This window comes from Vibrio sp. 811 (genome assembly GCF_033339195.1).
On sequence record NZ_JAWOUB010000004.1, the window covers coordinates 244,059 to 270,743 of the forward strand.

General features: G+C 45.5%; 25 protein-coding genes and 1 riboswitch. Of the genes, 10 read left to right on the forward strand and 15 right to left on the reverse strand.

Annotation, left to right across the window (positions count from 1 at the left end; all coding sequences use genetic code 11):
- Window positions 1-4 precede the first annotated feature (4 nt).
- Complete coding sequence (gene rpmA / locus R7Q46_RS09580; RefSeq protein WP_005383095.1) at window positions 5-262, reverse strand: 50S ribosomal protein L27; 258 nt, start codon at window positions 260-262, stop codon at window positions 5-7.
- A gap of 20 nt (window positions 263-282) precedes the next feature.
- The gene (gene rplU / locus R7Q46_RS09585; RefSeq protein ID WP_005383096.1) at window positions 283-594 is read right to left on the reverse strand and encodes a 50S ribosomal protein L21; all 312 of its coding nucleotides are present in this window, start codon (window positions 592-594) and stop codon (window positions 283-285) included.
- Between the two features lie 256 nt (window positions 595-850).
- On the opposite strand from rplU, the gene ispB reads away from it, so the two are divergent.
- Window positions 851-1,822, forward strand: coding sequence for an octaprenyl diphosphate synthase (gene ispB, locus R7Q46_RS09590; protein WP_005383097.1), 972 nt, complete (start codon window positions 851-853; stop codon window positions 1,820-1,822).
- 94 nt (window positions 1,823-1,916) lie between these two features.
- Here the strand turns inward: ispB and R7Q46_RS09595 are convergent, their stop codons facing one another.
- Window positions 1,917-2,108, reverse strand: coding sequence for a hypothetical protein (locus tag R7Q46_RS09595; protein WP_005379661.1), 192 nt, complete (start codon window positions 2,106-2,108; stop codon window positions 1,917-1,919).
- A gap of 113 nt (window positions 2,109-2,221) precedes the next feature.
- Window positions 2,222-3,157 carry a malate dehydrogenase gene (gene mdh, locus R7Q46_RS09600; RefSeq protein ID WP_005379660.1) on the reverse strand — a complete coding sequence of 312 codons (936 nt, stop codon included), beginning with the start codon at window positions 3,155-3,157 and terminating at the stop codon, window positions 2,222-2,224.
- Window positions 3,158-3,516: 359 nt separating this feature from the next.
- Here mdh and argR point away from each other — a divergent pair, with 359 nt between their 5' ends.
- From argR to R7Q46_RS09620, 4 genes are all read left to right on the forward strand, one after another.
- Window positions 3,517-3,987 carry a transcriptional regulator ArgR gene (gene argR / locus R7Q46_RS09605; protein ID WP_005379659.1) on the forward strand — a complete coding sequence of 157 codons (471 nt, stop codon included), beginning with the start codon at window positions 3,517-3,519 and terminating at the stop codon, window positions 3,985-3,987.
- A 405-nt stretch (window positions 3,988-4,392) separates the two neighbouring features.
- The gene (locus R7Q46_RS09610; protein WP_318077468.1) at window positions 4,393-5,361 is read left to right on the forward strand and encodes a TAXI family TRAP transporter solute-binding subunit; all 969 of its coding nucleotides are present in this window, start codon (window positions 4,393-4,395) and stop codon (window positions 5,359-5,361) included.
- 291 nt (window positions 5,362-5,652) lie between these two features.
- Window positions 5,653-8,232, forward strand: a complete 2,580-nt coding sequence (locus R7Q46_RS09615; RefSeq protein WP_017820274.1) for a TRAP transporter permease — start codon at window positions 5,653-5,655, stop codon at window positions 8,230-8,232.
- Between the two features lie 45 nt (window positions 8,233-8,277).
- The gene (locus R7Q46_RS09620) at window positions 8,278-8,715 is read left to right on the forward strand and encodes a universal stress protein (protein ID WP_005379654.1); all 438 of its coding nucleotides are present in this window, start codon (window positions 8,278-8,280) and stop codon (window positions 8,713-8,715) included.
- Window positions 8,716-8,778: 63 nt separating this feature from the next.
- On the opposite strand, the gene R7Q46_RS09625 is transcribed toward R7Q46_RS09620, so the two are convergent.
- Entirely contained in the window at window positions 8,779-9,855 is a 1,077-nt protein-coding gene (locus R7Q46_RS09625; protein ID WP_025768366.1) for an alkene reductase, read from the reverse strand.
- A 92-nt stretch (window positions 9,856-9,947) separates the two neighbouring features.
- Here R7Q46_RS09625 and R7Q46_RS09630 point away from each other — a divergent pair, with 92 nt between their 5' ends.
- Window positions 9,948-10,895 (forward strand): LysR family transcriptional regulator, encoded by a 948-nt coding sequence (locus R7Q46_RS09630; protein ID WP_005379650.1) that lies wholly within the window; start codon window positions 9,948-9,950, stop codon window positions 10,893-10,895.
- An 18-nt stretch (window positions 10,896-10,913) separates the two neighbouring features.
- Here the strand turns inward: R7Q46_RS09630 and thiQ are convergent, their stop codons facing one another.
- The 5 genes from thiQ to mpl form a co-directional block, all read right to left on the reverse strand.
- Window positions 10,914-11,618: a thiamine ABC transporter ATP-binding protein gene (gene thiQ, locus R7Q46_RS09635; protein ID WP_005379648.1), complete on the reverse strand. Its 705-nt coding sequence runs from the start codon at window positions 11,616-11,618 to the stop codon at window positions 10,914-10,916.
- Entirely contained in the window at window positions 11,618-13,204 is a 1,587-nt protein-coding gene (gene thiP, locus R7Q46_RS09640; RefSeq protein ID WP_086046505.1) for a thiamine/thiamine pyrophosphate ABC transporter permease ThiP, read from the reverse strand. Before thiP ends, thiQ begins: the two co-directional genes overlap by 1 nt.
- A 41-nt stretch (window positions 13,205-13,245) precedes the next feature.
- Window positions 13,246-14,238, reverse strand: a complete 993-nt coding sequence (gene thiB / locus R7Q46_RS09645) for a thiamine ABC transporter substrate binding subunit (protein ID WP_318077469.1) — start codon at window positions 14,236-14,238, stop codon at window positions 13,246-13,248.
- A 72-nt stretch (window positions 14,239-14,310) separates the two neighbouring features.
- Window positions 14,311-14,447: riboswitch (TPP riboswitch) on the reverse strand.
- Between the two features lie 37 nt (window positions 14,448-14,484).
- Window positions 14,485-15,123 carry a flavin prenyltransferase UbiX gene (locus R7Q46_RS09650; protein WP_033906022.1) on the reverse strand — a complete coding sequence of 213 codons (639 nt, stop codon included), beginning with the start codon at window positions 15,121-15,123 and terminating at the stop codon, window positions 14,485-14,487.
- Between the two features lie 5 nt (window positions 15,124-15,128).
- Complete coding sequence (mpl, locus tag R7Q46_RS09655; RefSeq protein ID WP_318077470.1) at window positions 15,129-16,487, reverse strand: UDP-N-acetylmuramate:L-alanyl-gamma-D-glutamyl-meso-diaminopimelate ligase; 1,359 nt, start codon at window positions 16,485-16,487, stop codon at window positions 15,129-15,131.
- Window positions 16,488-16,799: 312 nt separating this feature from the next.
- Between mpl and fbp the strand changes: the two genes are divergently transcribed.
- Both fbp and ppa read left to right on the forward strand, forming a co-directional pair.
- Window positions 16,800-17,816, forward strand: a complete 1,017-nt coding sequence (fbp, locus tag R7Q46_RS09660; protein WP_005383114.1) for a class 1 fructose-bisphosphatase — start codon at window positions 16,800-16,802, stop codon at window positions 17,814-17,816.
- A 127-nt stretch (window positions 17,817-17,943) separates the two neighbouring features.
- The gene (gene ppa / locus R7Q46_RS09665; protein WP_213903658.1) at window positions 17,944-18,474 is read left to right on the forward strand and encodes an inorganic diphosphatase; all 531 of its coding nucleotides are present in this window, start codon (window positions 17,944-17,946) and stop codon (window positions 18,472-18,474) included.
- 73 nt (window positions 18,475-18,547) lie between these two features.
- Here the strand turns inward: ppa and R7Q46_RS09670 are convergent, their stop codons facing one another.
- The 4 genes from R7Q46_RS09670 to R7Q46_RS09685 are packed head-to-tail and all read right to left on the reverse strand — an operon-like array spanning window position 18,548 to window position 24,825.
- Window positions 18,548-18,910: a DUF2799 domain-containing protein gene (locus R7Q46_RS09670; RefSeq protein WP_025768360.1), complete on the reverse strand. Its 363-nt coding sequence runs from the start codon at window positions 18,908-18,910 to the stop codon at window positions 18,548-18,550.
- Window positions 18,911-18,959: 49 nt separating this feature from the next.
- Window positions 18,960-19,307 carry a gamma-glutamylcyclotransferase gene (locus R7Q46_RS09675; RefSeq protein ID WP_025768359.1) on the reverse strand — a complete coding sequence of 116 codons (348 nt, stop codon included), beginning with the start codon at window positions 19,305-19,307 and terminating at the stop codon, window positions 18,960-18,962.
- A gap of 44 nt (window positions 19,308-19,351) precedes the next feature.
- Entirely contained in the window at window positions 19,352-23,116 is a 3,765-nt protein-coding gene (locus R7Q46_RS09680; protein WP_318077471.1) for a translocation/assembly module TamB domain-containing protein, read from the reverse strand.
- On the reverse strand, window positions 23,113-24,825 hold the full coding sequence (locus R7Q46_RS09685) for an autotransporter assembly complex family protein (protein ID WP_318077472.1): 1,713 nt from the start codon (window positions 24,823-24,825) through the stop codon (window positions 23,113-23,115). Before R7Q46_RS09685 ends, R7Q46_RS09680 begins: the two co-directional genes overlap by 4 nt.
- Before the next feature lie 167 nt (window positions 24,826-24,992).
- On the opposite strand from R7Q46_RS09685, the gene msrA reads away from it, so the two are divergent.
- On the forward strand, window positions 24,993-25,631 hold the full coding sequence (gene msrA / locus R7Q46_RS09690; protein ID WP_005379620.1) for a peptide-methionine (S)-S-oxide reductase MsrA: 639 nt from the start codon (window positions 24,993-24,995) through the stop codon (window positions 25,629-25,631).
- A 70-nt stretch (window positions 25,632-25,701) separates the two neighbouring features.
- On the opposite strand, the gene R7Q46_RS09695 is transcribed toward msrA, so the two are convergent.
- Entirely contained in the window at window positions 25,702-25,902 is a 201-nt protein-coding gene (locus R7Q46_RS09695; protein WP_318077473.1) for a DUF1107 domain-containing protein, read from the reverse strand.
- Window positions 25,903-26,117: 215 nt separating this feature from the next.
- Between R7Q46_RS09695 and R7Q46_RS09700 the strand changes: the two genes are divergently transcribed.
- Entirely contained in the window at window positions 26,118-26,669 is a 552-nt protein-coding gene (locus R7Q46_RS09700; protein ID WP_005383122.1) for a YtfJ family protein, read from the forward strand.
- Window positions 26,670-26,685: the final 16 nt, after the last annotated feature.

Genomic DNA, 26,685 nt, shown 5'->3' on the forward strand with positions numbered 1-26,685 from the left:
CTAATTACTCAGCTTCGATGCTTACAAACTTACGGTTCTTAGGACCTTTCACTTCGAACTTCACTTTACCTTCAGTAAGAGCGAATAGAGTGTGGTCTTTACCGATACCTACGTTGTTACCAGCGTGGAACTTAGTACCACGTTGACGAACGATGATGTTACCTGCAAGTACAGATTCACCACCGAAACGCTTAACACCTAGACGTTTGCTTTCTGAATCGCGGCCGTTACGAGTAGAACCACCAGCTTTTTTGTGTGCCATTGTTAAACTCTCCTAATAGATTAAGCGTTGATACCAGTGATCTTCACTTCAGTGAACCACTGACGGTGACCCTGTTGCTTACGAGAGTGCTTACGACGACGGAACTTAACGATTTTAACTTTATCGCCACGACCGTGTTGTACAACTTCAGCAACAATTTTGCCGCCCTCTACAAGAGGAGCACCAACTTTGATGTCTTCGCCGTTAGCAACAAGAAGAACTTTATCAAATTCTACAGTTGCACCAGTTTCAACGTCTAATTTCTCTAAACGAAGAGTTTGACCTTCGCTTACACGGTGTTGTTTACCACCAGATTGGAAAACAGCGTACATATTTTACTCCGCTTTTTCCGCACAGCCTTTCTTGAGGGTGTGCGCTAAACTAATCATCAATAGGGCGCAGATTCTACAGAATAGATGCTCCTATGACAAGCCATATTTTGAAAAAATTGGCGAAAAGCTAATCGCCAAAGAAAAGTGCGGCAATCATGCCCTTTAGTAATGTATTAATCAACGTTTTTTAGTGTATTATTCGACAATTATATAAATCGAATAAGCCTTGCAGGGTCTAACTTCAGCCGGATATACGATGGATTTTAAAACTATCCAAGCGCTTACTGCCGATGACATGGCAAAAGTGAATGAAACAATTCAAGCCCAACTTAATTCTGATGTCTCTTTAATCAACCAGCTCGGTTTTTATATCGTGAGTGGTGGAGGCAAACGTCTAAGACCGCTTTTAGCGATACTGTCAGCCCGTGCACTTGGTTACCAAGGCAATGGTCATACAATGGCAGCTGCGTTTATTGAGTTCATCCATACAGCGACTTTGCTGCATGATGACGTGGTAGATGAATCAGACATGCGCCGTGGTAAAGCCACTGCGAATGCAGCATTTGGCAATGCGGCTAGCGTATTAGTTGGGGACTTTATCTATACACGCTCATTTCAGATGATGACGGAACTAGGATCCATGAAGATCCTTAAACTAATGAGCAATGCCGTAAACGTGATCGCCGAAGGTGAAGTACAGCAGTTGATGAACTGTAACGACCCTGACACGACAGAAGAAAGCTACATGCAAGTCATCTACTCTAAGACTGCGCGCTTATTTGAATCCGCAACTCAAATCGGTGCAATCTTAAATGATGCTCCTGAGCATGTTGAAATCGCAATGCAAAATTACGGTAAGTATCTAGGCACTGCGTTTCAGCTCATTGATGACGTCATGGATTACACTTCTGATGGCGAAGACATGGGTAAAAATGTGGGTGATGACTTGGCCGAAGGCAAGCCAACTTTACCTCTACTCCATGCTATGCGTAATACCACACCAGAAAACGCCATCATGATTCGTGAAGCGATTGAGAAAGCGAATGGCATGGATCGCTTAGAAGAAATTCTTGCGGTCATGAAAGAAGCAGGCTCTCTGGAATACACAACGCAAAAAGCTCTAGAAGAAGCAGACAAAGCAATCGCAGAACTATCAGTGTTGCCAGAGTCTGAATACAAACAAGCGCTTGTTACTCTGGCTCATGTCGCAGTACAACGCACGAAGTAATCAATAGCTACCCATAACGCAAGACTTATAGCAAAAAGGAAGAGCATGCTCTTCCTTTTTTACGTTTGATACCTAATGACGACGCCCCGAGGCGCTAGTAATATCTGTCACTACCGCCATGCAGTTGTGGATCATCTTCTATTTCATCAAAGCTAACGGCGAGTTGCTGTTCAGTCCCTTGTTTGGACAACAATACCGTCTCTGCTTCATGGTCGACCACTAATATCGTACCGACGCCTTGTTGGCACTCAACAACCATGCCTTTACGGATTCGACTCGCTTCCATCATCTTCTCCTTCACTACGTGGTTTTATTCGACCATTTTTACGAAGTTGAGAAATCAAGGATCAAAAAAGCCGATCAAAATGATCGGCTTTCTTCTTATATAGGCTTTCTAGATTACTTTGCGAATTCAACACCAATGTTGATGTCGCCATTTAGTGTTTCTAGCATACCGTCTAATGCAGACTTTTCGTAATCGCTGAGTTTGCCGTAGCTTAGTACTTCTTCAACGCCTTCTTTACCCAGTTTCACAGGTTGCGCGAAGTACGTCGCGTGTTCGCCGTCGCCTTCAACGTAAGCGCACTCAACTACGCCTTCTTCACCTTGAAGAGCACGAACCAGAGACAGACCAAAGCGACATGCAGCTTGGCCCATTGATAGTGTTGCACTACCACCACCCGCTTTCGCTTCTACAACTTCAGTACCTGCATTTTGAATACGTTTCGTTAATGCTTCTACTTCTTCAGCTGTAAACTCAACACCTTCTACTTGAGACAGTAGAGGTAAGATCGTTACGCCAGAGTGACCACCAATTACTGGCACGCGAACGTCACCTGGATCTTTGTCTTTTAGCTCAGCAACAAACGTTTCTGAACGGATAACATCCAACGTTGTTACACCAAATAGACGACGCTTATCATAAACACCCGCTTTTTTAAGAACTTCAGCAGCAATTGGCACTGTTGTATTTACAGGGTTTGTGATGATACCAACACAAGCTTTCGGACAAACAACCGCAATCTTCTCCGCTAGCGATTTAACGATACCAGCGTTTACATTAAATAGATCCGCACGATCCATACCTGGCTTACGCGCAACACCAGCAGAAATTAGCACAACATCCGCGCCTTCTAGTGCTGGAGTAGGATCTTCACCAGCGTAACCTTTGATAGAAACTGGCGTAGGGATGTGGCTAAGATCAGCGGCCACACCAGGAGTTACTGGAGCAATATCATATAGGGCTAGATCAGAACCAGCAGGAAGACGGTTCTTAAGTAGAAGGGCCAGGGCTTGACCGATGCCACCAGCGGCACCAATAACGGCTACTTTCATGTAGTTCTCCTTGAGAGTATTTCTCTTATAAACGTATTCGTAGGGTAGTTTGTAACCAACTTAAATAAAGCTATCGGAATCACAACTTGATTACAATCAATTAACGCTAGCTTTGCGACCTCGCGCAACTCGCTGTTACCGTGCTACAAATGGGGCTTGGATTATTCTTTTATTCTGTTGAAATGACAAGGAATTCAAGAAAACAGATACAGCCCTACTTCAGCGCGCTAAAGAATTCTATGTGGTATATAGTTTACAGTGACGCATCTAACATAATCCTGGGACTCTTTGGCACCGCCTGAATATATATGCGAGAATATGCAAAATTGCTTACCCGTAATAAGAGATTTGTAATGACTATGCGCAATTCAGAAAAACAAGACAACTTAGTTCGCGCCTTTAAAGCCCTGTTAAAAGAAGAAAGCTTTGGCTCACAGGGCGAGATTGTTGACGCACTCAAACAGCAAGGGTTTGAGAGTATCAACCAATCTAAAGTCTCACGTATGCTGACTAAATTTGGCGCCGTCCGTACGCGCAATGCAAAAATGGAAATGGTTTACTGTCTTCCTGCTGAGCTAGGTGTCCCAACAGTCAGCAGCTCTCTGCGTGAACTGGTACTAGACATCGATCGTAACGCAGCGTTAGTAGTAATTCACACCGGCCCAGGTGCAGCGCAGTTGATTGCTCGCTTGCTTGATTCACTCGGTAAATCCGAAGGTATTCTTGGTGTTGTCGCGGGTGACGATACCATTTTCATTACGCCAACCATGGCAATTACGACTGAGCAACTCTTCAAATCAGTGTGCGAGCTGTTCGAATATACTGGTTAAGTTCTATAAAGCTTCAATCAGCTAACTCATTGTGGGTTATAAAAGAAGTCTCATTTTGTAGCCCATAATTTATGTAAATTTTTTGCTCACTCCGCTCATTCTTTAACCATCCGTTTTGTGATTAACATCACGCAATTGATCTTTTTCATTTCAGTCACTAAACGTTAATTAAGTAATTGTTATAAAAAGAATTAAATCACAAATTGAATCCTATCCCCTGATACAAAATTCAGACTTATCAACTATAACATTTAACAATTGGATAATTTTCTGCCAATTTTTTGTTATGATTCGCTCGCTTTTTCAAACGATTGGATTGAAAAAGGTGCCGTTTCCAAATAGGAAACTCCAGAAGTGATTTATGGTTATTTCCGGGTAAATAATGAATATAAGGAAGGGAAATTCATGGCATTTAACAAACTTCTCAAAGTAGGCACTATCGCTGCAGCCGTAATGGGCGCAGGCGCAGTTAACGCTCAAGAGTTTATTACCATCGGTACTGGCTCTGTGACAGGTGTTTACTACCCAACTGGTGGTGCTATCTGTAAGTTGGTAAATAAAGGTCGTAAAGACCACAACATCCGTTGTTCAGTAGAATCGACTGGTGGCTCAATTTACAACGTTAACACTATCCGTGCAGGCGAATTAGATTTTGGTATCGTGCAATCGGATTGGCAGTACCACGGCTACAACGGTACGAGCAAGTTTGAAGAACAAGGCCCGTACAAGAAGCTACGCGCAATGTTCTCTCTTCATACAGAACCTTTCAACATCATTGCGCGTGCAGATTCAGGTATTGAAAACGTTGAAGACCTGAAAGGTAAGCGCGTAAACATCGGTAATCCAGGCTCTGGTGACCGTGCAACGATGGGCGTTGTCATGGAAGCGATGGGTTGGACAAACGACAGCTTCAAATTGGCGTCTGAGCTAAAAGGCTCTGAACGCTCTCAGGCACTTTGTGATAACAAAATTGACGCCTTCATTTACATGGTCGGCCACCCGAACGGTTCAATCAAAGAAGCAACCACATCATGTGATGCGAAGCTAGTTTCAGCAACAGGCCCTAAAATCGATAAAATTGTTGCCGACAACCCATACTACGCCTTTAGCTCAGTACCGGCTGGTATGTACCGCGGTACAGACAAAGACGTAAACAGCTTTGGTGTTGCAGCAACAATGGTAACGACCTCTGATGTTTCAGACGATGTCGCTTACAACGTGGCAAAAGCTGTGTTTGAAAACTTTGATACCTTCAAGCGTCTACACCCTGCATTCGCAAACTTGAAGAAAGAAGACATGGTGAAAGCTGGTCTTTCTATTCCTCTTCACCCAGGTGCAGAAAAATACTACAAAGAAATGGGTCTAATTAAGTAATTTCCTCAGACTCTACATACAGGCAGGAAAGAATATTTTCTGCCTGTTTGAGCATACAGGTTGTAGCACGTTCTAACTGTATGCTTCATTCGCCAGTTTTCTTCTGAAAACTGCGAGCTCATACCCAAGAAAACTTAAACGCCGCCTAACAGAGTATCCAACAATCAACACTTTGAGTTCAGGCAGCAAAATACTCGAAAGCAAACTTCGCTCCATTCACTACACTGATAGAGGCGAAGTGTGGTTCTCGATAAAAATCAGACAGGACCATCAATAATAAGGAAAAAGTACATGGCGACGAATCAAGCTCCGTCACAAGATGTGCAAGAAATGGTGGCTCAGGCAGACACAGGTGCACGTAGCCCTTCGGGAATGCAAGGACGAATCCTTTGGTTTGTTCCTCTGTGTTGGTCACTATTTCAATTATGGTACGCATCCCCGTTACCATTTATTTTCAATTTTGGCGTACTGAACGACACGGAAGCGCGATCTATCCACCTTACTTTCGCGATCTTTTTGGCTTTCACTGCTTATCCAGCGATGAAGAATTCTCCTCGCGATCATATCCCTCTTGTTGATTGGATACTCGCGTTGGCTGGCAGCTTTTCAGCAGCCTATATATACCTTTTTTATACTGAGCTAGCAGGACGCTCAGGCGCACCGACAACAGTTGATATCGTTGTTGCTGTTATCGGTATGCTCCTCCTTTTAGAAGCAACACGCCGAGCACTTGGTCCACCATTAATGGTCGTGGCTGCTGTTTTCCTTACTTACACCTTTGCAGGCCCTTACATGCCTGACGTTATCGCGCACAAAGGGGCAAGCTTGAACAAGGCCATGTCTCACTTGTGGCTAACAACTGAAGGCGTATTTGGAGTTGCGCTAGGTGTTTCTACCTCTTTTGTCTTCTTGTTTGTATTGTTTGGAGCAATGCTGGAACGCGCTGGTGCTGGTGCTTACTTCATTAAAGTTGCCTTCTCGTTGCTTGGCCATATGAAAGGTGGTCCAGCTAAAGCGGCCGTTGTTGCATCAGGTTTATCTGGTCTGGTTTCTGGTTCTTCAATCGCAAACGTAGTAACAACTGGCACCTTTACGATTCCACTGATGAAGCGTGTTGGCTTTCCCGGCACAAAAGCGGGTGCGGTAGAGGTAGCGGCTTCAACCAATGGTCAGTTAACACCGCCAATCATGGGTGCAGCAGCATTTTTGATGGTGGAATACGTCGGTATCTCCTACGTTGAGGTGATTAAAGCTGCCCTACTTCCAGCGCTAATCTCTTATATTGCTTTAATTTACATTGTTCACCTTGAAGCATGTAAAGCAGGCATGACGGGCCTTCCTCGTCGCCACAACCCAACACTAGTACAAAGTCTGCTGTCCTTTACTGGCACAATCTTAGGATTGTGTGTGATCAGCGCATTGGTTTACTACGGAGTGGGTTGGACAAAGGACGTCTTTGGTGATGCCGCGACACCAATTGTTACCGTCGCACTATTAATCGCGTACGTTGGGTTGGTGAAAGTCTCAGCAAATCACGTGCAAGATGGCGCAATTGAGATTGATGCAGAATTAACAGAAGTACCTGATCCTGGCCCAACCGTTAAGTCAGGCTTGCACTACCTACTCCCTATCGTCGTATTGGTTTGGTGTTTGACTGTCGAACGTTTCTCACCTGGCCTTTCGGCATTCTGGGCAACGGTATTCATGATTTTCATTTTGCTGACTCAACGTCCGTTGATTGCACTGCTGTCAAAGCAAGGAGACATGCTTCAGCAAACCAAAGATGGCTTTGTCGATCTTGCCGAGAGCTTAGTTTCTGGTGCGCGCAATATGATTGGTATCGGCGTTGCAACCGCGGCAGCGGGCACCGTTGTTGGTGTTGTTACACTAACGGGTATCGGCCTAGTGATGACCGACTTCGTCGAGTTTATCTCTGGTGGCAGTATCATTCTTATGCTGCTGTTTACCGCCATCATTAGCTTGGTTCTGGGGATGGGTCTGCCAACAACGGCGAACTACATCGTGGTCTCTACGCTAATGGCGCCGGTTATTGTTACGCTCGGCGCGGCGCATGGCTTGATTATTCCGTTGATAGCGGTGCACTTGTTCGTTTTCTACTTTGGTATTTTGGCCGACGATACCCCACCTGTAGGTCTTGCAGCTTTTGCAGCAGCCGCAATTGCGAAATCAGATCCAATTCGTACCGGTATCCAAGGTTTTACTTACGATATTCGAACCGCTATTTTGCCGTTCATGTTTGTGTTCAATACCCAGTTATTGTTAATGGGGATCGACTCTTGGTGGCATTTGGCACTCACGGTCATCTCATCGATCATTGCAATGCTGATTTTCTCTGCGGCAACTCAAGGGTGGTGGTTCACGCGTAACAAGTGGTGGGAAACAGTCCTATTATTAGTACTGACGTTTTCGTTTTTCCGTCCAGGTTTTTGGTGGGACATGCTGTACCCAGCGAAAGTTCTTTCTCCTGGCGTTGAGGTAGCTCAAATCACGGAAACACTAAATGTAGGAGAATCATTGGAGTTACGTGTTGCCGGTGAAAACCTTGAGGGCGACTACATTGAGAAAACGGTTCGTCTTCCATTCGAAGACAGTGCGACAACAGCAGACGCACGTATTTCATCTATGGGTCTGATGCTGACCGAAAGTGACAACAAAATGATTGTCGATATGGTTGAATTTGGTAGTCCAGCAGAGTCCGCAGGTATCGACTTTGATTGGGAAATCAAGTGGGTTATCCAGGATGCAGACCGTCCGATGAAAGAGTGGGTGTTTGTACCATGCTTAATGATTTTGCTGGTGCTTGCAATGAACCAAAAACGTCGTGCTCGTAAGGAACAATTGAGCGCATAACCGATTTGGCCCCGAGGATAAAGGGGCCTTAATGAGAGACATTGAATGTACAAACAAATTCTTGTTCCGGTTGATCTAAATGACCAAGGCTTTTCAGACCGAGCGGTTGAACTAGCGGTTTGGCAGGCAAAGCAAGCAAATGCTCAAATCCATCTTCTGACTGTACTACCTGGTATTCACATGTCGATGGTTGCCACATACTTTCCGAAAGATGCTGCGGCCAAAATGAAGCAAGACGTGAAGCAGCAACTAAAAACTTTCGCTAATGAGCATATTGCTGAAGATGTGGTTTACCAAGTGCATGTTGCTGAAGGCAAGGCCTACGCGACCATTCTTGATTATGCAGAACGTTTAGGCGCTGATCTCATCATTATGCCAAGCCACAAGCGCTCTAAAATCAATAAAGTAATGCTTGGCTCTGTCGCGAGTAAGGTTGTGGAATATTCTCCAATCAATGTGATGGTCGTAAAACCGCAAGGCTAAGTAAATACAGAAACGAAAAAGGACGCTAACATTAGCGTCCTTTTTATATGAAACAAGTAAGGGTTATGCCATCACTGGGTAATCGGTATAACCTTCTGCTCCACCCAAATAAAAGTGTTCTGGTTTCGCCTCATTAAGAGGTGCATTTTTCTTAAATCGCTCAACTAAATCTGGGTTTGCGATAAAGGGAACGCCAAATGCGACCACATCAACTTTGTTTTCTGCAATTGCTGTTGCCGCTTCTTGTGCACTGTAGCCCACGTTCGCCATTAAGTGACCTTGATAGTTTTCGCGTGCTGGCTTGAGAACATCTGCTTTTTGTACGCCTTTCAGATCCGCACGCATCACGTGCCAATAAGCAAGATCGAAAGAATTAAGTTGCTCTGCTAAGTAACGCACCAAGCCAACTGGATCACTGTCTTTCATGTCATTAAATCCATTTAGCGGAGATGTGCGCAGACCGACTCTTCCAGGTCCCCACACCTCAACGACTTCTTTCACTATCTCAAGTAAAAATCGAGCACGATTTTCAACCGAACCACCGTATTCATCGGTACGCAAATTTGAACCGTCACGAAGGAAGTTATCAATAAGATAACCATTGGCGCCATGTATCTCGACCCCATCAAAGCCTGCTTTCTTGGCGTTTTCTGCACCTTGTTTAAACGCCGCAACAATGGAAGCTATCTCATCCACTTCGAGTGCTCGTGGTACCGTATATGCTTGCTTACCCGAAGGGGTATGGACTAATTCATCACGAATGGCCAATGCGCTCGCCGCTACAGGTGTTTTTCCTTCATTCAGATCAGGATGACAAGCTCGTCCCGCATGCCAAATTTGCAGTACAATCTTACCGCCTCTCTCATGAACCGCATCCGTTACCTTTTTCCAAGCTGCGATTTGCTCTTCGTTGTAAATGCCCGGCTCTGCCATGAAAGCAGACGTACCTTCCATCACCATGGTGCATTCAGCAATGATAAGTCCGGCACTCGCACGTTGAGCGTAGTATTCAACCATAAGGTCATTAGGAATATGGTCTGCGCCAGCACGAGCTCGCGTTAAAGGCGCCATAATGGCACGGTTATCTAATGCTAATTGACCGAGTTCGATAGGAGAAAATAAGTCTACAGAGTTGGACATGGTGTTTACCTCAAATGACAATAACTTGATGGCTAAGGATGAGGTGCCAGACTATAATCAGATTAATATTGAAACAATATGGATAATTGAAAGTGATTGTTCGCAATTTAGAAACAATTGACTTTAGAACGCTTTCTATCTTTGTCACAAGCTGTCGACTACTGAGCTTAACCAAGTGCGCGCTGGAGTTAAACCTACCAAAATCTACTGTTAGTAAAGCCATAACCAAACTCGAACAACACTTTGAAGCCAAACTGCTAGAGCGCACAACCCGAAAGTTAGTGATCACCGAAGCTGGCCAAATGGTTTTAGAGCGTGCTGCAAGCTTAGTTGAGGAATTCCACTCAATTGGCCATGACGTACAGGAGATGGAACAACAGATCCAAGGCCGGCTGCGTATTTCCGCGCCACCAGCGTTGGATGCGTATATGGCGGAACACATCTTTTTGCCATTTTTAAAACAATGGCCAAAAGTACAAATTGCGTTAGAAGCATCGAACGATTTTGTTGATCTGTTTTCACACGGCTTTGATATGGCAATTCGAGTCGGTCAGATAGTTGATGATCGATTGATCGCAAAAAAATTAGGCTATACCACTCGAGTCCTGGCTGCTAGCCCTGAGTATTTAGCTGAGTTCGGCGTACCTGAAACGCCAGAAGATCTGACAAAACACAACTGTTTGAGGTATCAATATGTTTCAGAAATAGGGCCTTGGACGCTGATCTCACACGATAATACCGTCAATGTTTCAATAACCAGTAACTTCTCAAGTACAACTGTAGAAGCAATATTGAAAGGCGCACTTAAAGGACTAGGCATCGCTAACTTACCTGTGCAGAACATGACGCAAGAGCTAGAAAGTGGCACCTTAGTCAGAGTGTTACCGCAATGGCACACGGTACCAATGCCTATTTATTTAGTCTATCGTCCTGGAGCAAACCGCCCACGGCGTGTACAAGCAATGATTGACCATATCATGAGCTTAAGATCTCAATTTGAATTTGGCCCTCGGCATGGTTTGTGCTGCGGAGAAGCATAACCTAGCAACTATCAGGCACTAGCATGCTGCTCGGATAAATGCCGCAAGCTTCTCACTAGCATGCTGTTCACTCAATGCAGACATATCACCCGCGGCTTCCACTTTACCATCTGCCACAAACACAAAGTGGCTGGCAATCGCTTTGGCATCGCTTAAATGGTGCGTGACCATCAATACGGTTATTCCCCGCTCTGCTGCGAGTTTTTTTACCAAGCTCAGCATCTCTTCACGCAACACCGGATCAAGCGCCGAGAACGGCTCATCCAATAGCCACATGGGATGAGGCTGAACAAAACAACGCGCTAAGGCAACACGTTGACGCTGGCCACCAGAAAGATGCTCTGGCAAACGGTCGAGGTACTCTGCAACACCAACTTGCTGCGCGGCTTGTTCAATCTGACGATTTTGGTCCACCGTAAGCTTTAGCCCTGGGTGTAAGCCCAAACCGATGTTGTCACGCACCGATAAGTGAGCAAACAAATTGTGCTCTTGGAACAACATAGAGAACGGACGCAGATAAGGCTCTTTACGCACAATGGACTCACCATCAACACAAATATCACCACGGTCAGGATGGATGAATCCTGCCACCAACGCCAGCAAGGTTGACTTCCCTGCCCCACTTGGTCCCATCAGCGACACAATCTGTCCTTGCTCAATCGTTAAGTCAAAACGAAACAGTTCACGTTGGTAGGTGTACTGCACATCATCCAACACTAACATTACGCTCTCTCCTTCGTTTTCAATACTTTCTCAATCAAGGCAAAACAGCCCACACTCAACAACAATAAGGTCACCGATACCACCGCAGCCGCGTCCATCTGATAGCTGCCAAGCAGCTGGAATAAATACAGAGGTAAAGTGCGGAACTCTTGTCCGCCAAACAACGCAATAGCACTTAAATCGCCAATCGCAAACATAAAGCTGATCGCAAACGCATGTGCAAACGGCTTGCGTAGCGCCTGCCACTCCACCACTTTAAACCGTTGCCAGCCACGCATGCCTAAGCTGGCACATACATACTGATACTGTTGTTCAATGTGCAGCATTGGCTGCGCTAGCGTTTTGATCACGTAAGGCAAAGCCATCAAACCGTTCACCAAAATCACGACAAAAAATGCCAAGCTAAAAACATCGGTAAATGCGCGCAGTAGTAAGAATAAACCGGTGCTAATCACCAGACCTGGAGTCACCAAAATAATGGTGCCGATTAACTCTATCTGATCGGCTCGCGTGTTTTTGTACTGCAACCGCCAACGGCGACTGGTCAATAGTATGGACACCCCTGCAGCGACCGCAAGCGCGCTAGCGACACAGGCGACTTTGAGGGAGTTCAATAGCGCAGACCAAAAACGCTCATCGGTTAATACTGTCCAAACTTGTTGGTTGATGCCACTCAGTAACACCATCAATAACGGCGGTATTACCAGTAAAAAGGCACCTATGATCCAAAAGCTATCCCAAGCTTTTGACCACCCATGATCCTTCGTCAAATATTGCTGTACCGATGTGCTTCCAGCACTGATAGAAACAGGCCTTGTTAACTTCTGCACTCCAATAGCAAGCAGTCCACATAACAGCATCTGCCACAGCGCCAATAACGCCCCAGCTTGTAAATCAAAATCAAACTTAATCGCTTGGTAAATGGCCAATTCAATGGTGGTGGATTTTGGCCCGCCCCCCAACGCCATTACAGTGGCAAAACTGGTAAAGCACAACATAAACACCAACCCACAAACGTGGGGAAGCTGCTGCCTTAAACGCGGCCATTCTACCCAGCGAAACTTATCCCAATGGCTCATCCCAAGATGCGCGCAAAGCTTATGCTGCTCGGCAGGAATAGACTCCAAGGCTTGCAGAAGCAATCGTGCCGCGTAAGGTAAATTAAAGAACACATGGGCGAGTAAAATGCCGTTCAAACCGTAAATAGAGAATGGCAGTTTAGTGTCGAAACTTTGCAACCACTGCGCCAACAAACCACTGTTGCCATAAATCGCTAACAGCCCAAAAACACCAACCAAAACCGGCAAAACCAGTGTCGATGCAAACAGCTTAAGCAGTAATGATTTACCAATAAATTGGCGACGCGAAAGTGCGTGCGCTACTGGAATGGCAAAGCCAACACTGAGCAATGTGGAAAGAAACGCTTGGTAGAAACTGAACTTGGTGACATGTTGATAGTACGGGTCGCCCCATACCACAGACACATCAAGTGAAGGGGCTTGAACAATCAAAGCACCTAGGGCAGAAATAACAAAGGTCGCGATGATCATCGCGACCCCTAAACCTATTTTTGGAACAGAATTCAAAGGTAAAACCTATCTCATTCAGATGAGGATGGAAACGTCAGCTAAAACGTCAATGCGCTTTGCCATTCGCGAATCCAAGACTTACGCATTTTTGCCACTTCATCAGCACTAAAGCTCAACGACTTGCTTGGAACACTCAAAGTTTCAAAACCTTTAGGTAACTCAACGTCAGTGACTGGGTACATCCAGTTACCCGTTGGCATCGCCGATTGGAACTCATCACTTAAAATGAAACTCATAAATTGATCAGCAAGTTCTGAATTTTTTGCCCCTTTCACTTTGGCGGCGACTTCAACTTGCATGTAGTGGCCTTCAGCAAAATTCGCCGTAGCAAACTTCGAATCGTTTTCCGCAATTAAGTGGTACGCAGGTGAAGTGGTGTAAGAAAGCACTAAATCGGACTCACCATTGAGGAACATAGAATACGCCTCAGACCAACCTTTCGTGACCGTTACGGTTTTGCTCGCTAGCTTCTGCCACGCTTGCGTCACATCGTCGCCATAAATAGATTTCATCCATAGCATCAAGCCTTGGCCCGGCGTTGAAGTCCGTGGATCTTGGTAAATCACTTTCAGATCGTCGCGCGTTTCCACCAGCTCTTTCATGCTTTTCGGCGGATTAGCCAGTTTCTCTTTGTTGTACACAAACGCGAAGTAGCCGTAATCGTACGGTACAAACGTCGTGTCACTCCAACCGTTTGGTAACACTGTGTTAGCCGTATCCACATCGTGCTCGACAAGCAGACCGGTTTTCTTCGCTTCTGCCATCAGATTGTTATCCAAACCTAATACGATGTCCGCTTTGCTATTACCGCCTTCAAGACGAAGACGATTCAGAATCGACACACCATCGTCCAACGCTACGAAGTTAACGTCACAGCCACATTTTGCTTCAAAAGCTTGCTCGATTTTAGGACCCGGCCCCCAATCTGCGGCAAAAGAGTCGTAGGTATAGATGGTTAATGTGTTTTCAGCGGCAAACGCTGAAGTTGAAGTAATTGCAGCTAGGGCAATCAGATTTAGAGTGGGTTTCACTGCTCGCTCTCCATGAGTATTTCAGAGAAATAAGTTGAGCGGCACAGGGTTTGAGGCGGCTATTAAGGACTTCCAATATCCAGACTCAATTCCTACGCCAGCATTATCTGGTTCAGGTAATACGGGTCCCTAGTTAAACACTTAGGTCTCAGCGCCCCAATGCATTGATTGACTCAATGCTAAATGGGTTTGCTCCCCGATGAGTTGGATGGATTGTAAAGGTATTTGAGTGGTTACACAATCAGCTCACGAACGCTGGTCATAACCCCAACGAGGCACCAAACCTTGCTCAATACCTAAGTGGTCGAGAATTCTCGCCACCATAAAGTCCACTAAGTCTTCAATGCTCTTTGGCTGATGGTAGAAACCCGGAGCCGCTGGCATGATGGTGACGCCCATTTGCGATAGCTTGTGCATGTTCTCAAGATGTAGCGTTGAGAATGGCGTTTCGCGAACCACGAGCAACAGCTGCCCGCGCTCTTTCATTACTACATCAGCGGCCCGTTCGATCAAGTTATCTGACATACCATGCGCAATCGCTGCAACGCTTCCCGCAGAACATGGGCAAACCACCATTTGCTTTGGTGCAGCAGAACCAGACGCAACCGGTGAGAACCAGTCATCTTTACCGCAAACGGTGATGTTATCGGGATTGCAGTTCAGGTGCTCTACCAATGCTTGCTGCGCTGCTTCTGGACCACTTGGCAGCTTAAGATTATGCTCGGTTGCCATCACAACACGAGCTGCCGAAGAAATCAGAACGTAGACATGATAATCCGCCGCAACCAAGCATTCTAAAAGACGAAGGCCGTAGGGAGCACCAGAAGCCCCCGTTAATGCCAACGTGATGGCTTTTTTGTGAGAGGGTTGTGTTTTGTTTTGCATATCAATCAGGCTTTTTGTTTTAACTGCTCAAGAAGTTTTCCGTGAATACCACCGAAGCCACCATTACTCATGACTAGAATTTGGTCACCTGCTCGCGCACGTTCGACGATCTTGGCTACAAAGTTATCTATATCCGCATCGACAAACGCTGGCTGTTTGCATTGGTCGGCAATGTCTTGCACAGACCACTCGATATTATCTGGCTGGAACAAGAAGACTTCATCTGCACTGTGTAGTGACTCTGCAAGTGTGTTTTTGTGTACACCACGCTTCATGGTGGCAGAACGCGGCTCTAACACAGCAAGGATGCGTTTTTCACCTACCTTGTTACGCAAACCACCGACAGTAAGTTCAATTGCCGTTGGGTGATGCGCAAAATCATCGTAAACCGTCACACCTTGTTCTTCACCTTTCAGCTCTAAACGGCGCTTGGTATTGATGAAACGCCCTAATGCCTGACAAGCAAGATCCGGAGTGACTCCAACATGTCGTGCAGCAGCGATTGCCATCAGCGCATTATCCACATTGTGGTCACCCACCAAATTCCATTCGACGGTACCAACCTTCTCACCTTGCAACGCAACGTCAAATTTTGAGCCATCAAGCACTAATTTGTGCGCTTGCCAGTCGCCATCAACACCTGAAAACTGCTTTTCTGTCCAGCAACCACGCTCTAATACACCCGCTAACGCTTGATCCTGCCTCGGCGCTAAGATCAATCCATTGCCCGGTACAGTTCGCACTAAATGATGGAATTGGCGTTTGATCGCTTCTAGATCATCGAAGATGTCGGCATGATCAAACTCAAGATTGTTCATGATTAAAGTGCGAGGATGGTAATGCACAAACTTAGAACGCTTATCGAAAAAAGCACTGTCATATTCGTCGGCTTCAACGACAAAAAACATGCTTTCACCCAAACGAGCAGACACTCCGAAGTTACCGAGTACCCCACCGACTAAGAAACCCGGTTGATAACCACAATCTTCAAGTATCCAAGCAAGCATGCTCGACGTGGTCGTTTTCCCATGTGTACCCGATACCGCCAATACCCAACGATCATGCAGCAAAAACTCGTTGAGCCACTGCGGGCCAGAGGTGTAACGCATGTTAGTGTTGAGCACATGCTCGACACAAGGGTTGCCACGGCTCATCGCATTACCAATCACCACAAGATCTGGTTGAGGGTCGAGTTGAGACGGGTCAAAGCCTTCAATAATTTCAATACCTTGAGACTCAAGCAGTGTGCTCATTGGCGGATAAACGTTGGCATCAGAACCAGTGACTTTATGTCCTAATTGGCGCGCTAGAATCGCTGCGCCGCCCATAAATGTGCCACAGATACCCAAGATATGAATGTGCATAAACTAAACCTTGTAATGCGTTTTTTAATGCTTTCATTATCGCGATTACCGCCTGAAAAGCGAGTGACTTTAGCCTTCTTCTTGCAGTCCCTTTCACAAATATGACAAGGTTGAACACAGACTGTACAACCTCTTGCTTACTGATGAATCCCTCAAACAAGTCTACAAATAAATTGAGATCTCAAACAGTTACTTCATTACCATTAAAAAGATCTGCGACTTAAACTTACATCCAGCGCAATCGTTTAACATCCATAAAGAGATGCTCACTTGCGCACTACCCCCAATGAAATGAAAATGTAAGGATTAACCATGTCAGGACTGCGCACCCTAGGCGAGTTCATTGTCGAAAAACAAGCGGATTTCCCCCACGCTAGCGGTGATCTATCATCCCTTTTAGCCTCCATTCGTTTAGCTGCAAAAATCGTTAACCGCGAAATCAACGCAGCGGGTCTCGGTGATATCACTGGTGCTGTAGGCACGGAAAATGTCCAAGGTGAAGATCAGCAAAAGCTCGATGTTTACGCGAACGATAAGTTCAAAGCCGCGCTTGAAGCTCGTGATCAAGTGTGTGGCGTTGCCAGTGAAGAAGAAGACGAAGCAGTTGCGTTCAATAAAGAACTCAACCAAAACGCCAAATATGTAGTACTGATGGACCCACTTGATGGTTCTTCTAACATCGATGTGAACGTCTCTGTTGGTACTATCTTCTCGATTTACCGTCGTGTTTCTCCAATCGGTACTCCACCAACTGAAGAAGACTTCCTACAACCTGGTCACAAACAAGTGGCTGCGGGCTACGTAATTTACGGCTCCTCCACCATGTTGGTATACACAACTGGTAACGGCGTAAACGGCTTTACTTACGACCCATCTATCGGCAGCTTCTGTCTTTCTCATGAAAACATGATGATTCCTGATGATGGTAAGATCTACTCCATCAACGAAGGTAATTACATTCGTTTCCCTCAAGGGGTGAAGAAGTACATCAAGTACTGCCAAGAAAACGTGCCAGAAGACGGTCGCCCATACACTTCTCGCTACATTGGCTCGCTGGTTGCTGATTTCCACCGCAACCTACTGAAAGGCGGTATCTACCTTTACCCAAGCACACAAAGCCACCCACAAGGCAAGCTACGCCTGCTTTACGAATGTAACCCTATGGCATTCCTCATTGAGCAAGCTGGCGGCATTGCATCGGACGGCGTGAATCGCATTATGGACATCAAGCCTACTGAGTTGCACCAGCGTGTACCTTTCTTTGTGGGTTCGAAGAACATGGTTCGCAAAGTTGAAGAGTTCCTTGAACTGCACCGCGACGAAGAATAATTTCAGACCTTTGTCCAACGCGGCAGGTGTTTACCTGCCGCGTTTTTGTCGCTAAAGTGAAACGCGAATTTATCATCAGATGAAGCCGCTTTTGTGTGACTCATCGTTAATGAAAAGGAATATTCTAATGAGCTTAAACCATGTACCAGCAGGTAAGTCGCTGCCTGAAGATATCTATGTCGTTATCGAAATTCCTGCAAATGCAGATCCAATCAAGTACGAAGTAGATAAAGACTCTGGTGCTGTATTTGTCGACCGTTTCATGTCTGCACCAATGTTCTACCCATGCAACTATGGCTATGTGAACAATACCCTGTCTCTTGATGGCGATCCAGTCGACGTATTGGTACCAACACCATACCCACTCATGCCAGGTTCAGTCATTCGCTGCCGTCCTGTTGGCGTTTTGAAGATGACAGATGAATCGGGTGAAGATGCAAAAGTGTTTGCGGTTCCCCACTCAAAAATCTCGAAAGAGTACGAGCCCATCCAAGATGTGGACGATATCCCAGAACTACTGAAAGCGCAGATCACGCAATTCTTTGAGCGTTACAAAGAGCTTGAAGCAGGCAAATGGGTGAAAGTGGATGGTTGGGCAGATGTTGCTGCCGCCAAAGCTGAAATCCTAGAATCTTACGAGCGAGCTCAGAAAAAATAAGCATCACTGCTGATACAAAATTAAAAAGAGCTGCTCTAGGGCAGCTCTTTTGCTTTCATCTTACCTGTGTCAACTAGATAGGTGCGCCTGCTGAAGACATTCGTCCAGCGTCGTAGTCATGTTGAAAGAAGGGGTCAACATCATCACAAATGCCAAAATACGGCCGCCCGATAACACCGAGCATATAAGCACTTTGCTCACAATACTCTTGTTTGCCTTGCTGGTAACCCGCTTGATAAGCCATTATCAGTTCTGGCGTCGCATGGTTAACATCATCCAGCTTCGCAATTCGCTCCTCAGATAACTCCCGTAATCCATCTAAAGCTGACTGCTTACCAAACACTTGCCAATCGGTCACATTATTCGAAGTCGGTAGTGTTGTTTGTGCACATGCAGCAAGAAGCAACGCCATTACTCCAATTACGAATGTTTTCATCGTGACTCCTTAGTGTTTAGCTCGTTGCTATTGATAATGTCAGTATAGCTCACACCTTTTGACACCAATCTCCGGAAGCGATTTCTTCGGTTAACTGCTCAGTATCTTGATATAAGTAGATCCAAGCTTGGCCAAAAGGCGTAACGATGCTCTCTCGGCGATATTCCACTGGCACATCTTCTAACCTATCTAGCTCAGATAAGGTTTCATCATCAATCAGATACACTTCACCTTGAATCGAGCGTTGCCCAACAGACAACGCTGGATAAGGGCCTAAGTCATACATTGCAAATTGAGCATCCGTTTCATGTAAACCAAGAAACTGCGCCGAGCGCAAATACTGATGGTTGTACTCTCCCTTGCGTAACGTGCCGTAGACAAAAATCAAATGCTGCATAACCACTCCTTAGTCATGACTGTGTATGCTTAGGTTAAAGCACTTTAATCGAACTCAAACTGATAGAGTAGGTCAACGGCGCTATCTACACCAGATACCGCTTCTAAATACAAGTCTTGCATCAATCGGTAACGCACAGTGAACTCACCTAGGGAGTTAAAGATGCCGACACCATATTTCACCTGCAAACCAGGCAGAATATAACCACTCACCGTCACTTGCGAATCATCGCCCGACCCAGCAGTGTCCAGCTGTAAATCCTGTACGCCAAAGGCTTCACCGATTTCACCAACCACACGCCCACTCTTCGCCAAGCTTAAACCAATTAAGGTAGTAGTCATTGCATTACCACCGGCTTCACCATCAATATCTTGACCACGAAGTAGATAAGAAAGTGCATTGGCTTGGTTCATCGCGGGCTCTGAGAAAATTTCTATACTCGGATCAGATGCTGGGCCCGACACTTGTACCCCTGCAATGACATCATCTTGGGTATTGTCTGGATTACGAATCGCTTTGATAGACAAGTAAGGTTGATCTGGTGGACCATTCATCAGAATCTTACCTTCTTTAATCAATAAGTCCTGACCAAACGAACGATAAGAACCATCGACAACATTCACTTCACCAACGATGAACGGACCTTTGTCTTTTTGTGTCACGTTTAGGCTCCCTTTCAACCCACCTTTTAAGCCAAAAGCGGCAAGTTGGAAGTCATCACCAATTTTAATGTTGATGTTCGTTTCCACATCAAACGGCATCGCAGCCACATCGTCCACTGGCTGCAAGTTTTTATCGAGAATAACGGTATCACTCGATACGCCTACTGCACTTGGTGGAAGCTCTTCGACGACAATTCTTCCCCATGGCAAATTAATATCACCCTCAATTTTCGCAAGCTGAGGGGTCACATCTATTGTCATGTCAGGCTCAACTTTGATTTTTACCATTGGAGGCACATCAACATTGAGCTCTTTAGCAAAAACACGCGCTTTAGTGCGCCAGTTCTGTAAGTCCTGCCAGTCGGCATCACCGGTAACGTTCAACTCACCATCCGGGGTTAAAATTCCGGCATCCAAGTCCGCTTGATGGCCTTTAAAGTTGATGACGACCTGCCCTGAGTTTATATCTATCGGTGTGACTTCACCCTGTAGCTTCATTTGGTCAATCAAGAACTGACCGTTCACCTTCGGATGCATAACGTCACCTGATATCGCTAGGTCAGTATTCATGTTTGCTTTAAACAAGCTGTACTCACCAATCAACGGTGCCAAGAAGTCCAAGTGGAACGTAGAGAGTGAAACCTTACCATCAATAGTGGGCTTTTCAGACGAGACATTCAGTAAAGAAACCTTACCAGACAAGTCACCGTTATCTTTCACATCAAATAGCCACTCGGCATCAAGCTTGTCTTTCGCTAATGCTGCTTTAAAGTTGAAGCTTTCCCAACCGACTTTAATTGGCTGTTCAAGCGCTTGTTCAACTTGGCCTTTTGGCATATTGACACTTAAGGTTACTTCAGGCTTTTTCTCTGGTGCCCATTTAGCAAAAGCCTGTGCATTAACCGAGCCTTGCAGCTTGGTTTCTGGCGGCAGGAATTGTTTGATTTGGTCAAAATCAAAATCATTGATGGCTAACTTCGCCTGGCCACTCTTACCGACACTAATGTCTTCGGTTAGACATACGCTCGACTCCGCTTGCAACCAACAATGCGCTTGAACGTTCGCGATCTGTTTGTCGATATTGACCTTCACCGCGGTCGATTTTTGCAACGCCCACGGGCCTTGTTGCGAGCTCAGCGTCAAGCGGCGCAGCGCCCCATCCCAAATCATTTCTGGTTTCTGCTGGAATGTCCCTTCAATTTCTAAACTGGTCGACACCAGGTCAGACACTACATCGAGCGTCAGTTGATGCAGTTTTTCATCCCCAGAGACTTCAAGGTCAGCACTATCAACTTTTATGTCGTCATAGGTAATGTTGTTCGCAATAAGGCTTATGTTCGCTTTTGGTGCTGGCAGAGGCTTCACATCACCCTTTAAGGTGATCGTTTCTACGTTCGCCTGTTGCTGCCAGTTAATCTGATTTAAAGCGAGATCAAGATTGATGTCTGGTTCTTTCAAGCTACCACGTAGTGCGACTTTACCTTGCATCTTACCTGCAAGGTCCGGAACACTTTTCGCAAAATCAGGGAAGTTAACCTCAACATCCATCAGAATTTGCTTATCTATCTTACCCTTTGCACTGAGTTGGTTTGGACCATGAGAAAGCGCCAAACCCTGAGTGGTAAGTTGGATGTCTTCGCCTTTGCCGTTTTTATCAGACGCTTCAAGTTGCCCTTCAACATTCAGCGGATACCCTCGCAAAATGCCGTCAATGTCTAACTTAGGCAAACTGACTTGCCAACCGCCTTGTTCTGTTAACGAACCCGAAGTCGAAAGGTTACCGCTGATATCCCCTTCAGCTTCTTTCCATTGTAAACCTGGTTGAATGTTTTTCAGGTTTAAGTCAGCTTGCCAGTTGATTGGCGCGGCCCAATTGGCCATGACTTTCCCAGAGAGTTCGCCCCCTAAGGTTTTCACTACAAGGCTTTCGAGGTCAATTTGCTCTAACGTACCTTTGCCGTTTAGTGCGACATCAACAGCGGGAATATCTTTGCCCGAAGCTTTGGTTTCTAATGCGACTTCGTAGCCGTCAAGTGAGCCTTTTGCCGCCAAGCTTGGTACAGAAACCTGGTAATCGCTTTGTCCAAATAGCGGCCATTGCGCTTGTACATTTTTAATCGCGACATCAAACGGTAACTGCGTTTTAAGCGGTTGAATATCACCTTTGATCTCCGCTTGTACAAGCTCAGAAAGCGTAGCATTTAGTGACAAATCACCAACCGAACCCGAGACCGAAAGCGACAGTTTTTGTCCCTTCGCATCCGCTTGCTTCACTAACGCGTCCAGTTGCGCTTTGATAGGGTAATCAGAAGAAAGCGTCACTTGTGTGCTCAACTTGCCCTCCACTTCTGGCATGTCGAGCTCTAATGTTTTGACATCAACACGCTCACCGCCTGCTCTTGCAACCAAACCAAGATGATTGACGATCACTGGCGTTTCACCTGCCAGTTTGAAATTGTGAATATCAAGACGACGCGCTTCCACCGTCAGCGGAATCCATACTTCGGGTAACACAATATCTTGCGGCGTAGCATCGGCTTCTTTCGGCTCTTCAACAACCGCTTCAGGTTCAGCTTCACTTGGTGCTAAAGCCACATTAATGTCTTTCAACGCGGTAGGTGCGATCACCAAACGATCGCCTTGCATCGACAAAGCGGTCGAGAACGTTTGCCAATCAATTTGATTGCCCAACACATTGACATTGATATCATTAAAGCTGACTTTATTAACAAAAATTGGCACTGGCGTACTGATAGAACGCAGTGGTGGTGTTTCCTCTTGCTCCTCGCTTGCTAGCGGTAGCTCAGGCATCTTAAAGTCAAGCCCCTGCAGTCTTAACTCATCGACACAAACCTTAGGGTCAAAGAAACAGCGGAAGTTCACTGCCAAAGCTAAACGCTCGACTTTGGCATCGATATTCAAAGACTCATCGACAAAACTGACGTTATGCAGTTCGAAGCGAGGAAACAATGAACCCTGCACTTTTTCAATCTGCAATTGTGGTAGTGCTTTTTCGGCTCCCCACAAGGCAAATTTGAGGCCTGGGTGGGTAAATAAAACTGTCGCGACAATAATGATGAGCAACAGCAATAGACCAATCAAACTGAGCGACAGCCATTTGGTCCACTTAAACATCATTTTGATCATAGCTCAGGCCCCAATGAGAAGTGGATACGAAACTCTCGTTCTGGTTTTGCATCCATCCCCCATGCAAAATCAAAACTAACAGGGCCCACCGGAGACGCCCAGCGGATACCAACACCAGCACCTGATTTCCAATCTGGTGTTTCATTAAACGCATCACCAATATCGTAAAACGTTGCAGCCCACCAGTTTCCATAAACACGATATTGGTATTCTAATGTACTGCTAACAATGTATTTACCACCCGTCAAAGCACCACTCTCATCCACAGGTGAAATAGATTCATAGCCGTAACCACGAATATTATTGTCACCACCTGCGAAGAAACGCAGCGACGGTGATAGCTTTTCAAGTTCATCGGTAATATTCGCACCACCTTCTAAGCGGAACAAACCACGATGATTCTCTCCAATACCACGAATCCAAGAAGTCGAGCCAATTAAGCGGAGCACTCTAGTTTCAGAAAGCATAGCGGTATCACCATACTCAATAGTGATGCTTTGCTTGTCTCCCCACATTGGCATATTGCCCCCTCGAACCCTAGTCCGAGAAAATGTCGCACCTGGAAGTACGAAGTTGAATTCATCATCTTGTAAACCTTGCGTAAAGCTCTCGTACAAATGACGAACATAAACGGTATTATGCCAACCACCGTCTGCTAACCAATGACGTTCCACTGCAAGGTTAGACTCGATACTCTGTGTGTCACGGTTGTCTAGGTTTTTAAGCCCATATTGAACTTGATAATAATCGTTAGCGACATCTTCTAAAGGAATTTTGTAAGAAGCAGTCACGGTTTGCTCTGGCTTAGATAGGGATAAAGCAGTGTTGAAACTGTGTCCTCGGGAGCTCACCCAAGGTTTCTTCCACTTCAACGTTCCTCGAACGCCGACATCCGTTGAGTAACCAATACCCGTCTCGATCTGATTCTTCGAAGCAGGAGATAAAGACACTTTAATTGGCAAGTCTCGGCCATCATCAAGCCTATCCAATTCAGGCTCAACAAAAACTGAGGAAAACCACTCCGTATTTGATAGCTTCTGGTTAAACTCGCCCAGCTTCGAAACGTTGTATGGGTCCCCTTCTTTAAAAGGTTGTAGTGATGCGACACGGTCTTCCCAGATGTGGTTGCCAATAAAAGAAACGTCGCCAAAATTGAAACGTATTCCACTGCTGTAGTGCAAACGGACATTAGCTTCGTTCAGATCAGGGATAACCTCTAATCGACTTAGCGTAAACTCACCATTGAAGTAACCACGCTGAAGCGCCAAGTTACGAATGCCTGACTTAAGGCTGTCGTATTGGCCTTGATTCAAAACTTGGCCAACTTTGAGCGGAGAGCGCTCAATAAGTTTTGCAAATTCTTCATCGTCCTTGGCCTCTCCAGTGATGACCACATCCATGACTTTCACTTTCACTGGCAAGCCCGGCTTGATGAGCACAATTAACTCATCATTCGCTTCGGGAATAGAGTATGAAATTTTTGCATGATAATACCCAAGCGCGTTAAGCGCTTCAGTGATACTTTGATCTAATCTCGCTTGAAAACGCAGAGAAGTGGAGTAATCCTTCTCTGGAATAGATGACAGATACGCACTGACATTCTCTTCTAAAGCGCCATCAATGCCTTTCAAAGTCAAAGAAACATCGGCATAGGCACCATGAGAAAAGGCAAACAGGCCAACAATGGTGGGGAGAGCTTTTTTTATCATGCTTTTATGGCTGAATGAGGTTAAGTAAACGTAAATAATGATAACGCCAATTAGATTCTAAGTCTGTAATATTAATAGGTTTAACGCGGTCTATGTCATCACAGCATCAGATACAGACGAAATGAAAAAGTTCGCAAATTTAAGACACGTATTGAAGGACAAATACCATGCTCAACAAACAAACATTGATCAGTATAGAAGATGCCTTGCCAGGTAGAGATCAACCAATGCAGATTGACGATCATCATTTTGTAAATAAATCTAACCTAAAGGCGCCTCTTGCGTCACACCAACAGCAGATTTTGCTCGGAATGGGCTGTTTTTGGGGCGCTGAGCGCGTATTTTGGCAACTCGACGGCGTTGTATCTACTTCGGTCGGTTACGCTGGGGGGTACACACCCAATCCCACCTATGAAGAGGTCTGTACAGGTAAAACGGGTCATACAGAAGTCGTACGAGTCGTTTTCGATGAACGCGTCATCTCATTAGAAAAGCTACTGGCTGTTTTTTGGGAAAAACACGACCCAACTCAGGGAATGCGTCAAGGTAACGACTTAGGTACTCAATATCGTTCTGCAATTTACACTTATTCGACGGAGCAACTCGAGAGCGCAGAGAAATCGAAACTCTTGTATCAGCAAGCACTGCAAGAAGAGCAACGCGCGAACATCACCACCGAAATACAACCAGCAGGTCCGTATTACTTTGCGGAAACCTACCACCAGCAATATTTGGCGAAAAACCCTGATGGTTACTGTGGCATCGGAGGAACGGGAGTTTGCTTCCCACCAAGCCTCCAAGGATAAACCTAACCAGCAACAAAAAGAGCGACCGATATGGTCGCTCTTTTCTAAATCTAAGTGGGTACCAAGCTAACTAAGCCGATAATGATGCTATCACTTGGTTGACTTCTTTAAAGATGGTGAGCCTTTTATAATCGTTGACGTCAGGTAGTAACACTTTGCCATTGTCGAACTGAAAACAACCAACCCCGACAATAAAAAACTGACCTTTGAACAACGTTTTAACAAAACGGGCCACTTGTAATGGTCGATATACAGCAAACTCACGTAGCATAACTCACCTCAATTCCTTTGAGAAAACACGGATTGCTTATTTTTCCTCTGCAATCTTAATGCGCAATTTGCGACGGAACTCATTTTAGCAAATTCTAAATATAACGCAAGATTACACCACTCCATACGTTAAATAAATGTTATAAACGGTCCTACAAATTTCTAAGATCTGGATATATACTGGAAGCTTCCAAACCTCGTACGGAATATAACAATATGAAAACTAAGACTCTCCTACCTCTACTACTGGCCTTAACGCCAAGCTTGACCTTTGCACACAACTTATCAGTAGGAAAAAGCGTTCCTCCTGTCAATGTTGCCGCTTACGGCGAGATTGTTTTACAAGGCGAAGGCGTTGCATACCAACCCTGGGCAACTCAACATATGCAAGGCAAAGTTCGTGTTATTCAAGCCATCGCAGGCCGTAGCAGTTCAAAAGAGATGAATGCCCCTTTAATGTCGGCAATAACAGCGGCAAATTTTCCACAAGAAAGCTACCAGACGACGACTATCATCAACCAAGATGATGCAATTTGGGGGACAGGCTCTTTCGTGAAGTCTTCAGCTCAAGACAGCAAAAAAGAGTTTCCTTGGTCATCCATGGTTCTTGATGAAAATGGCGTAGTTGCCAATACTTGGGACCTGAAAGAAGAAAGCTCGGCCATTATTGTTCAAGACAAAACGGGCAAAGTTCTGTTTGTCAAAGAGGGCGCACTTGAGCAAGATGAGATAACAAAAGTCATTGAGCTTATTAAACAGAACATCTAGCTTCATTGAATGGCTC